10 protein-coding genes are annotated in these 12739 nt (G+C 58.3%); 4 read left to right on the top strand and 6 right to left on the bottom strand.

Annotated features, from left to right (window positions below):
* Window positions 1-369 precede the first annotated feature (369 nt).
* The gene (locus tag VH599_12165; GenBank protein ID HEY7349058.1) at window positions 370-3276 is read left to right on the top strand and encodes a tetratricopeptide repeat protein; all 2907 of its coding nucleotides are present in this window, start codon (window positions 370-372) and stop codon (window positions 3274-3276) included.
* 56 nt (window positions 3277-3332) lie between these two features.
* Here VH599_12165 and VH599_12160 read toward each other — a convergent pair whose 3' ends face one another.
* From VH599_12160 to VH599_12150, 3 genes are all read right to left on the bottom strand, one after another.
* Entirely contained in the window at window positions 3333-4367 is a 1035-nt protein-coding gene (locus VH599_12160; protein HEY7349057.1) for a hypothetical protein, read from the bottom strand.
* Between the two features lie 43 nt (window positions 4368-4410).
* Window positions 4411-5049: a 4-carboxy-4-hydroxy-2-oxoadipate aldolase/oxaloacetate decarboxylase gene (locus VH599_12155; protein HEY7349056.1), complete on the bottom strand. Its 639-nt coding sequence runs from the start codon at window positions 5047-5049 to the stop codon at window positions 4411-4413.
* A gap of 72 nt (window positions 5050-5121) precedes the next feature.
* Entirely contained in the window at window positions 5122-5841 is a 720-nt protein-coding gene (locus VH599_12150; protein ID HEY7349055.1) for a PIG-L deacetylase family protein, read from the bottom strand.
* A gap of 362 nt (window positions 5842-6203) precedes the next feature.
* Between VH599_12150 and VH599_12145 the strand changes: the two genes are divergently transcribed.
* From VH599_12145 to VH599_12135, 3 genes are all read left to right on the top strand, one after another.
* Complete coding sequence (locus VH599_12145; protein HEY7349054.1) at window positions 6204-7109, top strand: LLM class flavin-dependent oxidoreductase; 906 nt, start codon at window positions 6204-6206, stop codon at window positions 7107-7109.
* Window positions 7110-7321: 212 nt separating this feature from the next.
* Window positions 7322-8413, top strand: coding sequence for a C45 family peptidase (locus VH599_12140; GenBank protein HEY7349053.1), 1092 nt, complete (start codon window positions 7322-7324; stop codon window positions 8411-8413).
* Between the two features lie 237 nt (window positions 8414-8650).
* Window positions 8651-9274 carry a restriction endonuclease gene (locus VH599_12135; GenBank protein ID HEY7349052.1) on the top strand — a complete coding sequence of 208 codons (624 nt, stop codon included), beginning with the start codon at window positions 8651-8653 and terminating at the stop codon, window positions 9272-9274.
* Between the two features lie 333 nt (window positions 9275-9607).
* Here the strand turns inward: VH599_12135 and VH599_12130 are convergent, their stop codons facing one another.
* The 3 genes from VH599_12130 to VH599_12120 all read right to left on the bottom strand — a co-directional run bounded on the left by VH599_12130 (window position 9608) and on the right by VH599_12120 (window position 12254).
* Complete coding sequence (locus VH599_12130; protein ID HEY7349051.1) at window positions 9608-10015, bottom strand: hypothetical protein; 408 nt, start codon at window positions 10013-10015, stop codon at window positions 9608-9610.
* 274 nt (window positions 10016-10289) lie between these two features.
* Entirely contained in the window at window positions 10290-10700 is a 411-nt protein-coding gene (locus VH599_12125; protein ID HEY7349050.1) for a hypothetical protein, read from the bottom strand.
* 318 nt (window positions 10701-11018) lie between these two features.
* The gene (locus tag VH599_12120) at window positions 11019-12254 is read right to left on the bottom strand and encodes a hypothetical protein (GenBank protein ID HEY7349049.1); all 1236 of its coding nucleotides are present in this window, start codon (window positions 12252-12254) and stop codon (window positions 11019-11021) included.
* Between the last annotated feature and the right edge of the window lie 485 nt (window positions 12255-12739).

The raw sequence follows: 12739 nt of genomic DNA, 5'->3' as shown, positions 1-12739 counted from the left end.
AGCAGAAGTCGCCTTCGCTGTGCTTTGTTTGCTCTTCAGCCGCCTGCGTACTCTGGGAAAAAGGCGTCTTGACAGGATTGCTCATCTCGACGATCGGTTGGCATCTTGCCTACATATTCTTGCCGCTCTTTTTTCTTTAGGGATAACTGACGAGGTGTTCGATGCAGCCGATCCAGAAAAGGGAGATGCCGATCTCGCCTCAACTCCAGGCAGAGTGTCTCATCACCTGCTCCACCCCAGGCCAGGCTGCTGCCAGGGGACATCAGCTTAAAATTACAGTACAATAGATCTGTCCAGATGAGTGTTCTAAACGATTTGGTGAGAGTACAGCGAGCGATTCACGTCTTGCGAGATGCGAGGAGGTGCGGTGTGCGTGATTTGCCGACAGGCACGATCACACTCCTTTTTACGGATATTGAAGGTTCGACACAACTGCTCCATCAGCTCGGTGATGGCTACGGCGAGCTGTTGGCCTCGTGCCGTGCCCTGCTGCGAAGTGCTTTCCAGGGACAGCGAGGGCACGAGGTTGATACGCAGGGGGATGCCATTTTTGCTGTCTTTGCTCGCGCCAGTGATGCGCTCTCTGCTGCTGTGGCTGCACAGCGCGCACTCGCCACCTATTCCTGGCCTCAAGGTGTGGCGGTGCGCGTACGCATGGGGCTGCATACCGGTGAACCTTCTCGCATGACCGAAGGGTATGTGGGCCTGGATGTCCACTGTGCCGCACGCATTATGAGCGCCGCTCATGGAGGGCAGGTGCTGCTCTCCCAGACGACCCGCGATCTGGTTGCGCACGACGCAGCAGAGGGGGGAAGCCTGCGTGATCTTGGGGAACATCGCCTCAAGGATTTCGAGCAAGCGATGCGTCTCTATCAGGTGGTGATTGCTGGACTGCCTGCCGATTTTCCTCCTCTCAAGACGCAGGGTGGTCATGCTGACACGCTCCCTGTGCCGCCAACTGCGCTCGTTGGGCGAGAGGATGAGGTGGCGCAGATCGAGAAGCTCTTGCGCCGCGAGGATGTGCGGCTGGTGACTTTAACAGGACCGGGTGGCACGGGCAAAAGCCGCCTGTCGCTCCAGGTGGCAGCAGGGCTTCGAGATGTGTTCATGGGAGGCGTTTTTTTTGTCTCGCTCGCTTCGATCACCGACCCCATGCTGGTCCTGCCTACCATCGCGCAGGCGCTTGGCATTCGGGATGGGGCGGGACAGACTCTAGCGGCGCGCGTGGCGGAAACGCTGCAAAGGAGGCCCGTATTGCTGCTGCTGGACAACTTTGAACAGGTGGTTGGAGCAGCAGAACAGGTGGCGGAGATCCTTGCGTTGTGCCCGCGACTCAAGGTGCTGGTGACAAGCCGGGAGGTGCTGCATGTGCGTGCGGAGCACGAGTTCGCAGTTCCACCGCTGGCGTTGCCCGATCCGGCACATCTTCCCCGGCTGGCGGCACTCGCACACTTCTCCTCTGTCGCGCTCTTTGTGCAGCGGGTGCAGGCTATCAAGCCCGAGTTCCGTTTGACGACGGCCAACGCCAGGGAGGTCGCGGAGATCTGCGTTCGTCTGGATGGGTTGCCACTGGCAATTGAGTTAGCAGCGGCACGCATGAAACTGCTGTCTCCGCAGGCTCTGCTCGCGCGCATGGGGCGACTCCTGACTTTGCTAACAGGTGGGGCGCGGGATGTGCCGACACGACAGCAGACGCTGCGCAATACCATCTCCTGGAGCTACCACCTGCTCAATGCTCAGGAACAACGACTCTTCCGCTGGCTCTCGGTGTTTGTAGGTGGCTGCACCTTCCAGGCCGCCGAAGCTGTTTGCGCCGGAACTGGCGACGAGATGGATGACATAGCCTCGCTCATTGATAAAAGTTTACTGCGATCCATCGAGCAAACGGGGGAAGACAGGGAGGAGCCACGCCTCCTGATGCTGGAAACGATCCGCGAGTATGGGCAGGAATTGCTCGCAAGCTGCGGGGAAGCACCTGATGCCCGTCAGGCCCATGCTGATCACTTTTTACTGGTGGCAGAGGAGGCCGTGCCTGCGCTGGATGGACCACTGCTCACTTCCTGGCTGGAGCGTCTGGAGCAGGAGCATGACAATTTGCGGGCGGCATTGCACTGGTTTTTGGAAGCGGGCCAGGCAGTCATGGCCTTACGCCTCTGCTCGGCGTTGGAGCGTTTCTGGGTGGTGCGCGGCTACCGCAGTGAGGGGTTGACATTCTTAGAGCGGGCACTCTTAGAAAGCGCAGGAGTGGCGCCATCTGTGCGTGCGAGGGCACTGCTTGCCGCCGCGCGACTCTCCTTCATGCAGAGCGACTATGATCGGGGCAAGACGCTGGCCCAGGAAAGCCTGGCTCTGTTTCGGGAACTGGGAGACAAACGAGGCATCGCCCTCGCGCTCAATCGGCTTGGCATTGCTGCCTGGCGAAAGGCCGATTTCCCAACCGCGCGGGTTCTGATGGAAGAAGACCTGGCCCTGTATAGAGAGCTTGGGAACCCAGATCGTATCGCCTGGTCGCTCTTTGCGCTCGGATTGCTCAACATCAAGCAGGGAGAGTACAGCAGGGCATCTGCTGCGTTTGAGGAAGGTTTGGCACTCTTCAGAAAGCTAGACAACAAGCGGGGGATAGCCGCCTCTCTAACCCAGATGGCAGCCGCGCTTTTTGTTTCTCAGGGTGATCAGGTGATGGTGTACCCTTTGCTCGCGCAAGGGCTTTCGCTTGACCGGGAAGTAGGCGACAAGGAAGGGATGGCCGTCTCTTCTCTGTTGCTCGGGTCGGTGGCACTCAAACAGGGAGATGTTGCCACGGCACGTTCGCGGATGGAAGAGGGCCTGCTCCTCTACAGAGAGTTAGGGTATCGAGAGGGGATAGCGGAAGCGCACGCTCTGTTGGGAAAAGTGGAGATTGCACGGGAAGATCTGACCCTGGCCCGCACGCTCTATGAAGAAAGCCTGACCCTGGCGAGAGAGTTGGGCCAGAGAGAGTTGATTGCCACTGGATTGGAAGGGCTGGCGCGTGTGATAGCTGCGCAAGGCGATCCTGCCCAGGCGGCGCGGCTCTGGGGAATGGCCGAAGCGCTGCGTGAAGCGCTTGGCGCACCACTGCACCCTGTTGAACGAGCCGACTATGATGTTGCTGTCGCCGCTGTTCGTGATCAGCTTGGCGAGGGGGCTTTCATCTCTACCTGGCAAGAGGGACGCCTCCTGCCAGCGGATCAGGCGCTCCCAAGAGCGGCGACACCGCAGCCATCACCTCAACAGAACCAGGAGATCGCAAGCTGAGCAGGGCTATCAGCATGCCAGCAGGGTGCAGCATTAAGCCGACGGTGCTTCTCCTTTCAAGACCAGCAGGCAAAGCCCAACCCACATCCAGTTCCAACGAACGTGCGGTAGACAGGTATGTATTCGTCCCAGGCCAGTTTCAGGTGTGTACAGGCAGCCGAGACAGTAATCCAGTTGCGAATCTCCGAACTGCCAGCATTGAGCAGGTTCTCAGGGAGAGCACGCAACTGGTCCTCGGAGCCTTTGCGCAGGGCTGCGAACAGATGGCGATCAAGCCGCTCGTCGGTGACGAAATGGCTCAAGCCGCCCGAAGCCGCGATACCCACGCGCAGGTTAGCCGGGCTGGCCTCAATCGCCCGCCGCAATGCGAGTCCGAGGTCATAGCAGCGAGATGGCGTTGGCCGGTTCGGCGGAAAATACGTATTCACCAATACCGGAACCATAGGAATCGGCTGTTCTCTCATGACCTGTGTGACGATAGCCCCATACGCATGCCCGATGCCAGCCGACTCATCGGTCATAGGGATTTCTCCTAGTCCCGCTACATCGAAGCCATACTCGATCAGGCGTTCGAGCAACCCTTTTGCGAAGGCCGGGGCGCTGGCAAACTCGTGATGGGTATCCATTGCGTAGCTTTCCACTACGGCGCGTTGGAGTTCCAGGCTCGGCGGGGCGGTAGGCGGCTGGCCTTGCCTTTGGTACGTAGCAAAGCGCGATGTCCAAAGCCCGCTTCTGATCTTGTCCCCATAGAAGATGGCGAGCGCAGGCATATTCGCGAGGGTAAACAGTTCCAACTGATCATCTCCTACGATAACGAGGACATCTAGCTTCGCTGCGGCAACATCGCTGGCAAGGCTCTCGACCGCACGTCGCACGGCAATGTGCTGCTCCTTCCAGTGTTGGGGAATGGCTTGTTGGGCATAGCGGTTTCCTGCTCGTTCGGCGAGTTCCGTATAGGTCGTCAGTTGCCCTTCGCTATCGTACAGGATCGCCAGGGTCGAATCCTGAGCTGCCCACTCTGCCCACCAGGAATCATGCAGCGTCACCATCGGACTATGGGACATGCCCATCCCGAAAACCAGTTGTGCCATCATATACTCCTTCCTGGTTGTCGCGGCATTTCTGCGGTCTGTCCTATGAGTTCCGCTTACCCTCCTCGACGACTGCCCGGAGGCCAGAGAGGTCGTAGGTAAGTGCCCCCGCTTGCAGTTGTGCGCGCAGCGCGGCTTCGTGGCGCGTACGCTCACGCGCCGCCTCCAGAATGAGGGATGCTCTGGTGGCTGGGAGAGCGACAGCCCCATCGGCATCCAGAAGCACCAGATCGCCCGGAGCAATGGTGGCGCCTCCTACCAGAACCGGCTCGTTGATCGTTCCAACGCTGGTTTTGGTTGCTCCGCGCACGCGAATCCAGCGTGCCCAGATGGGTAAGCCAAGCGTTTGCAACTCCTCCGTATCGCGGACGGCTGCGTCTACCAGGATGCCAGCTACCTGGCGCACCAGGGCTTGTCGTGCCAGCAATTCTCCGATCAATGCAACAGGTTCCGGTTCTGGCATGGTCAAGACGAGGACTTCTCCTGGCTGGACCTGATCCAGCACCGCATGCACCATTAAGTTATCTCCCTGCCCACAACGAACCGTGCGGGCTGCGCCTGCTACGCGGCTTCCGGGTAGAAGTTGCATCAGGGGAATATCAAGAAGCCCGGTGCGTCCGGCGGCTTCGTAGACGGTAGCTACTCCATGCTGGGCCAATTCGTTTCTATCGCTCTCGTTCATGCGATCCTGGCAGTGGACTCCCATCACCTGGAGAGTGATCGGGAGGAAACTGCTCCTCCTTTCGAGAACTGGCTAGAGCGTCTCTATCACCTGGGGAGTGACGCGCTGGAAAGCTTCAGCATAGAGAATATCAGTGCGCCCAGAGATGCGGCGAGCATGGTTCGCACGATACTTTGCGACCTCGGTTTGGTACTGATGCAGGTAGCTCTGCGCGGCTATGACCTCCATTGCTTGTTGCTTGAGCGAAAATACGGCGGTGATGTCAACGAAGGTGGTGGGAATGAATCCGCAGTGTTCCGGTTGGTGCGGTTCAAAGAGGAACAATTCGGCAGGTTTGATGGTGGGAAAGCCGCTGGCTACTCCTGACCCACTGGCAAGAATACTGGCGCGCTGGACGACCGCAGAGGCGACCGGGTGATCGGGATTGAACGGATCGCGCTCGGTATGAGTGATGATCACGTTTGGGGCCAGCTCACGGATAAGATTGGTGAGTCGCGCCATCGCCTGTGCATCAACCTGGAGCGGGTAATCGCCCAGATCGAAGCATTGGAACGTCGCTCCAATGACCTCGGCTGCCCGTGTGGCTTCTGCGTGGCGGATGCGTTTGACCTGTTCGATGGTTTGCCCAGGTTCTTTCCACAGGTCACCCGACTCGCCCCGCTCTCCATAGGAAAGCGCGACGACGCTCGCTTTGCCTCCACGCGCCGTCACGGTGGCGATTACCCCGGCGGCTCGCCACACAAAGTCTGCCGAGTGCGCCCCTACCACCAGCACCGTTCGACTCTGGTTCATAGGCGATGGCTCCTTTCAGTGTAGAAACTCGTCCCTCGAAGAAGTGCTCTAGAAGAGCGTGCATAGCCTGGCGAGGATACGGGATGTGCGAGAGAACTCCATGGTGGGAGTACAGCCCGCATATATACTACCATAGGGAACAGCAGGCTGCGTCTCCGGCACGCAGAAAAGCCGTGAGACCGGGATAGTATCAAAAGTGCTATATAGGCTCTATTGCACGGACAGCACCAACTCTGTTTGAGTGCACGGTAGAGGTGTGCTAAAATGGCGTCGCGCAGGAGTCTTGCTCTCCAGCCACTGCGCCTTTCGGGAGGGGATGGAAGCCAGGGATAAGCCAGCGCGTTTTGAGAAAGGAGCCATTCATGGCAGAGATTCAATTTGGCTGGGTGTTCAACGCTGGCCCTCCAGGCGGGATGCCTTCCGAACAGTTCCTCGAGATCTCCCGGCGACAGGTCGAACTGGTGGGCGAGCAAATCGACTCGCTCTGGTGCGTTGACCATGTGCAATTTGGAGAGTCGCCCGTGCTCGAAGGGTGGACGACGCTGACCTATCTCGCGGCCCAATACCCGCAGTTCCAGGTGGGGCATATGGTGCTGTGCCAGTCGTTTCGGAATCCTGCGCTGCTGGCGAAGATGGCGGCAACCCTGCACTATTTGAGTCAGGGGCGTTTCCTGCTGGGGATTGGCGCTGGCTGGCACGAGGAGGAATACCGGGCCTACAATTATCCCTTCCCCACGGCCCATGCGCGAACGGAGCAGCTTGAGGAGACGCTACAGATTGTGAAGGCGCTCTGGACCGAGAAGCAGGCCACCTTCCAGGGACACCATTATGCGGTCAGCGGCGCCTATTGTGAGCCAAAACCAGCCCCACTGCCGCCCATCGTGATCGGCGGTAAGGGACCGCGCATGCTGCGCCTGGTGGCGCGCTACGCCGATAACTGGAATATTGCCTGGGCCAAGCCAGAGGAGTATCGGCAGAGGGTGCAGGTCTTCGAGCAGGCGTGCCAGCAGGAGGGGCGCGATCCCACACAGTTGCGCCGGAGCTGGTTTGGACGCTGTACCTGTGTCTCATCCAGTGAGGAAGCGGCGCGCCTTTCGGGGGCAGGGTTGCTGGGAACGCCTGGGCAGCTAGTCGAACAGATCCAGGCCTATATCGATCTGGGGATAGATTCCTTTATGCTCGGAGTGCGGGATGTCACGGACCTTACGACTGTCGAGTTGCTGGCACAGGAAGTGTTGCCCTATTTTAAAAAGCAATCCGGCAACTGACGCGTTCCTGACAGTATCTCCGCCGCTGGCTGGGGCAAACTGGTCAGGTCCACATCGAAGCCGAGGATTTCTTGGTGTTCGCCAGAGGACGAGAGAACTCGACCAGACCTGCATGGGCAGGAGGTACGGCTCTGGCGTTGCAGGAAACCCATCCCGCGCGGCGGATCGAGAAGAGGTCAACCAACACACCAGCAAAGAAAAGGAGAAACACCATGCCAGATCGCCAGATTCCACTCGTCGTGAGCGAAGGTGTGCCCTATGCGCGCGGGCTTCATCTGGGGCGCGCGCAGGCACAGCGTGTGAACCAAACGGTCTCTGCGTATCGAGAGCTTTTCAAGGCGCGCGCCGGGCTGGACCACGCCGGAGTGCTCAACACTGCCGAACGCTTCATCCCACTCATCAGAGCGTATGCGCCGCATTTGCTGGAGGAGATGCGCGGCATTGCCGAAGGCGCAGGCCATGACCTGCGCGAGATCGTGGCTATCAACAGCCGGACAGAACTGATGTATGGTGTGCCGTTTGGCGAATGCACCTCTCTTGGCGTCACGCCTGAGGCTTCCAGCGACGGACATATGCGCCTGGCCCAAAACTGGGATTGGAAGCCACCGCTGGCGGGCGCGCTGGTGCTGTGGGCCATCCGGCGCGATGACGGGCCGGACGTGCTGACGCTGACCGAAGCCGGAATGGTCGGCAAAATCGGCGTCAATGCCAGCGGCTTTGCCATGTGTGTGAACCTGCTCACGTCCGACCTCGATACCGGCCAGGCTGCTGTGCCCATGCACATCATTTTGCGGCGCGTACTCGAAGAGGCGCATGGAGTGGATGAGGCCATTGCGCTGATTGGCGCGGCCAAACGCCAGACCTCTTGCAATCACCTGATCGCTGATCGCGGCGGGCATCTGGCCGATGTGGAGGCAACGCCGTTCGGGAGACAAGTGCTCTCGCCCACGCGCGGTGTGCTGGCTCATGCCAATCATTGCCTGGATGGAGAGCTTGCCTTGCATGATCGCTATGTTCGTGACCAGCCGGAGACACTGGCACGCTCGCAGCGTGCCACCTTGCTGGCAGAGGAGCCGCCGATTGACGAAGCCCGGTTGCGCAGCATCCTTAGCGACCATGCCACCGCGCCCAATTCTATCTGCTTGCACGTCCAGACGGATCTGCCACCCGATCAACAAGACGAGTCTATCGCTTCACTCATTTTTGATCTGACCGCTGGTACGCTTGATATTGCCGATGGGCCACCATGCCAGTACCCCTACCGGCGACTGATGCTGGGGGACCATATACGTATCGTGGATTGAAAAACCAGTTCACTACTGAGCCGCTCTCCAGGCTAAAGTTCAGGAGGTTTAGGCCGCGATCATTGCCACCTTTGCGCTGCTCTTCTCATTGATCTATCTGAGTTGCTCAGACGACCACAATAGTTCTCGATGGACGCCGCCATGCGCTCCAAAGTGTCACCTAGTTCACTGACATCGAGCTACAAACGGCTGATAATGGCCTCAGAAGGGAAAGAAAAAAGAGAAAGGGAGGCCGTCATGAGCAGACGCAGAAAACGCAAGAAAGAGCCGTTATCCCTTCACATGAGCCTGATACTTGACCTGTTTATGCTGGTGCTGCTGGTCTATCTCATCGCGGCACATTACTGGCGGCTGGCGGCCCTTCTCGGAGCATGTTTGCTCGTTGGCACTGTAACGGCTGTAGTACTGTTCCGGCGGCGCATACGGCACAAGGAGCATTGGCGAGATCGCGTAAGCACGCTCAATGACCTCATCCGGCTCACCCCAACGCAATTTGAACTGATTACCGTCGAACTTTTGCGTACCAGGGGCTATCGTCATGTACACCATACGGGCGGCGGTGGGGATTTAGCTGCTGATATCACCTGTCATACGCCTCAAGGATCCCGGGCTGTTGTCCAATGTAAGCGCTATGCTCCACATCGTCCTGTTGGCTCGCCAGAAATTCAGAAGTTTATTGGTATGATGCGTGTCCACCATCATGCCCAGGTTGGCATTTTCGTCACCACCTCCACGTATACGTATCCCGCCAGGGCGCTAGCCAAACAGCACGGCCTTATGCTCCTGGATGGCCCCTACCTGGAGGGATTAGTCAAACAGTTCCGCATCCAACAACAGCGGCAAGTGCCCGCTCCGGCCTAAAATAGAGAACGTGTTTGTATGATGCCCGCCTGATTCAACAGATGCGAGCAAGGAATCCCCGCTGGGGAGGAATTGCCACGCGAATCACTTGATTCTTTGTTCTTCATAAAAGTCTTGCGCGGCGGAGATCCATTCCGTTTAGCGAAGGTGCTCCCCTACCGAGTCTGGCAGGAGCAGGTTCAGGCGGTGCTGGATGTATCCCAGCAAGCGCCGACGCCTTTACTCACCCGTACCGGTAGGGAGGAGCGTAGGCGGTTCAGGCTATCATTCACGTCCAGGTGCAAGGGGCTGCGAGATGCCTCCCTGCCCAGCCTCTTGCACCTGTGGGCTGCCCTAGGCTCTGGAGACATACCGCCGACGTGGTCCTTCGTGTCGCCAGAAGCCGAACAACAGATGCACGACCAGCAGCGAGAGGATGGCGCCGGTGAGCGCAGTAATCAATGGAATCCCATCGATGTAGTAATCTCCCCTCCAGACGAGTGGGATGAAGGTGATGAACACCCAGATGCCGATGAGCGAGATCACAAAGGCGCCCAACAACCCGCCAGGGGTTCCACGCCAGAGCAGTCGCTCCAGCAGGACGGCGGCCACAATGGAGATGCCCAGAATCAGCAGGAGCTGAAGCAGGTCATATTGGATTGGTGGCGCATCGCCAATCTGGAGAGTCACCACCAGGAACTTGACTCCAGAACCCCCAATATTCAGACTAAAGAAAAACAAATTTGCCAGGGTCAGGGCCATCACGAACCTCCTTCCAGGAGCAGTAAATGGATTGCAGAGATGGTAGGAAGAGTGCTTCAACACAAGGAGCCAGATACCTGCTGCTAAGGAGGAAGGTTAGGCGTGCGCCTGCACTTTTTGTGGTTGCTGGTCTAGCATGACCTGCCCTCCAATAAAAAGACTCTGGAATAGACGTGAAGTCTCAGGCATGGACGTGCCCCTGCCAGAGATCCCGCTCTGTGCCGACTGACCACGGTCTATACACAGCAGAGAAGCTCCTATTGTTCCAGCTTCTTCATTCACCAGCAACTACTGGCCTGCGGCGGCGGAACCCACCTGATAGGAGTTGACGGATCAACAGGGCGACGAAAGCCCCTATCAGCGCGGCGAACAGAGGCAACCCATGAACAAGCAGATCCCCATTCCAGACGAATGGTATCAGCAGGATAAAGACGCTGATCCCCAGCAAGGCCCACAGAAACGTTCCGACGAGGTCAATGACAGTCGGCCCATGCGTCAGGAAGCCAACGAGGACCGCAGCCACCACAGAGATACCGAGTACGAGCAGGATTCCCAACAGATCCAACGAGAGCGCAGGCAAATTGCCAAACTGAATGGTCAATACCAGTACCTGTAAGTCTGATCCTCCGCCTTGCAGGCGAATAAGGAGAAAATTCGTAAGATCCCCCAAGGTCGGCTGAAGCATATCTACCTCCTCAAGAGCTGCATCACCCAGTCTTTCTGCCATCCCCAGGAAGTATAGAGACAGACCAGGAGGCAGCGATGTGATCAATAACCGAGCAGAACGTCGGGCATCAGGGGGATGAACGCTCGCCCGGAGCACCTCTATTGCTCATGCTCTTGTTCAACGCATGTGCGATGCCAAATTGCCCACCTGGAGGTATGGAGCGGTTGGAAGCTGCAATTTGCTCAAGATGCTTGCCTATATCCCAGCAGCGTTCTATACGCTGGAGATGGAACCAGGGGAAAGTTACCAACTCGAAGGAATTGTACAAGGTCGAGCTTAGGGGCTACCATACAGCACGGGCACTTCTCGCGGCGTGGACCTATGCCGTTTGCTCCTAGTAGACGGCTTTGCGCCCTGTCGGAACAGGACGTGCCAGAGCCAAAGACACGAGAGCCACCAGGCCAGATTGGTTGCCCTATAGCCCAACACCCAGAGAGAGATGGGAGTCGCCTCCACCAGGGCGAGTCCCCCTGGTACAGCTCCGGGGAAATTCGCCAGATAGAGGAACACGAGGGTGGGCGTCGCAAACCCGCTCCAGAGGATTCCCTGCTTGAGATCCATCAGCGCGAGCAGCGGTATGCTCCAGAGCAGGTATTGGGGCGAGAGACCAGGCGCCAGGCTATAGAACCCCAGGAGCGTTGCCAACCAGAGATTTTCGAGTGTCCAGGTCGCTTGGCGTAGCGCCAGCGCCACTGGCAAGCAGAGGATCATGACGCGAGTAATCGGGGGCAAGAAGAGCGCCAGGAGCAGCAGCCCCGGTGTAAGTTGGGAAGGCCAGATGGACGGCAGAGGACTATGGAGATACAGCGACCAGCCGAGCATTGGAGGGCTTTGATAGCCCAGCACGTGTGTGATCATGGCTGGCTGGAGTCCAAAGCAAACGGTGTAGACCAACACACAGGCGAGCAAGGGGGTAAGCGCCAGACCTATGATCGCTCCGCGCTGCTTCCCAGAAGCAGCGCCCAGAAGCAGCGCGGGCAGCAGCAGGACTGGATAGCCTTTGAGTGCGATGGCTCCGCCCAATGCCAGGGCTGCCCATAACCGACCCTGATCCTGTCGTGTGTTCCACAGCACCCAGGTGACCACCACGAGCGCCATCACCAATCCATCAAACTGCCCATGCCCAGCCGTAATCAGAATGGAAACAGGATTGAGCGCATAAAACAGCGCAGCTCTGCGGCCTTTGGCGCGGTAGAGCAGGGCCACGATTAACCCATCGCCCAGTATGCCGGGGAGTTTCACCAGCCAGACGAAGGGGAGACCCGTCATCGTGGTCGTCCATTGCGCCAACGCTACCAGCCAGATCCACACCGGCGGATAGGGATAGCGGTCTGTGACTGTGTAGACGTTCCGGTGCGCCAGCACACTCTGCGCCTGGATATGATAGGAGGTGATGTCAAAGTCAGCGCCAGCCGTCAGCAAGGCGACCACCACGCGGCTTCCCAATCCCAGCAATAACAGGAACCAGAGCGCCGCCTCCGGCTCATGAGCGTGTCCACACAGGGCCTTCATCCGTGTCTCACTTCCTCTCCTGGCGCTTCTTTGGCCTTCCGTCCAGTGCGGATTTGCCAAACCAGGAGTGCCAGGATGCTCATCTTGACAGTACCAGGAGCCACGATCATGTTCGCTGCTAGCCTCTCAGAACCCTCCTTCCTCGCATCAGAGCTAGCGACCTTGCTGTGCTTCTCTTATACGTTGAGGTATCTCAGCAGACCTCGCCTGGTATCGAGGATCCTTCCCACGGGTGTGCAACGAGATAGTGCATTGTCCCTCCTTTAGGGTTTCCAGGATTGTCCTCATCATAGCATAGAAGGCTGCGATTTCGAGGTCTTATTCACGATGGCACTGAAATGCGGTAAGATGGACCCCAAAGTCAAGACACTGGAGAAGGTGTCTTGAAGGTGTGTCCCCCCTGTTCTTCAACGGCTACTTCCTGTGAAATACACTTCAGCAGGAGTCTGATAGTCCAATGACTGATGTGGTCGGCGCTGGTTGTA

The organism is Ktedonobacterales bacterium (assembly GCA_036557285.1).
In the GTDB taxonomy this organism is placed as follows: Bacteria; Chloroflexota; Ktedonobacteria; order Ktedonobacterales; family DATBGS01; genus DATBHW01.
Note: the sequence above shows the minus strand (reverse complement) of the source record. Positions and strands in the feature narration are given on the sequence as shown.

Bases quoted from the DNA above. Each gene is read 5' to 3' on its own strand.
- VH599_12160 (HEY7349057.1), bottom strand. From the start codon at position 4,367: ATGGCACAACTGGTTTTCGGGATGGGCATGTCCCATAGTCCGATGGTG.
- VH599_12155 (HEY7349056.1), bottom strand. From the start codon at position 5,049: ATGAACGAGAGCGATAGAAACGAATTGGCCCAGCATGGAGTAGCTACC.
- VH599_12150 (HEY7349055.1), bottom strand. From the start codon at position 5,841: ATGAACCAGAGTCGAACGGTGCTGGTGGTAGGGGCGCACTCGGCAGAC.
- VH599_12145 (HEY7349054.1), top strand. From the start codon at position 6,204: ATGGCAGAGATTCAATTTGGCTGGGTGTTCAACGCTGGCCCTCCAGGC.
- VH599_12140 (HEY7349053.1), top strand. From the start codon at position 7,322: ATGCCAGATCGCCAGATTCCACTCGTCGTGAGCGAAGGTGTGCCCTAT.
- VH599_12135 (HEY7349052.1), top strand. From the start codon at position 8,651: ATGAGCAGACGCAGAAAACGCAAGAAAGAGCCGTTATCCCTTCACATG.
- VH599_12130 (HEY7349051.1), bottom strand. From the start codon at position 10,015: ATGGCCCTGACCCTGGCAAATTTGTTTTTCTTTAGTCTGAATATTGGG.
- VH599_12125 (HEY7349050.1), bottom strand. From the start codon at position 10,700: ATGCTTCAGCCGACCTTGGGGGATCTTACGAATTTTCTCCTTATTCGC.
- VH599_12120 (HEY7349049.1), bottom strand. From the start codon at position 12,254: ATGAAGGCCCTGTGTGGACACGCTCATGAGCCGGAGGCGGCGCTCTGG.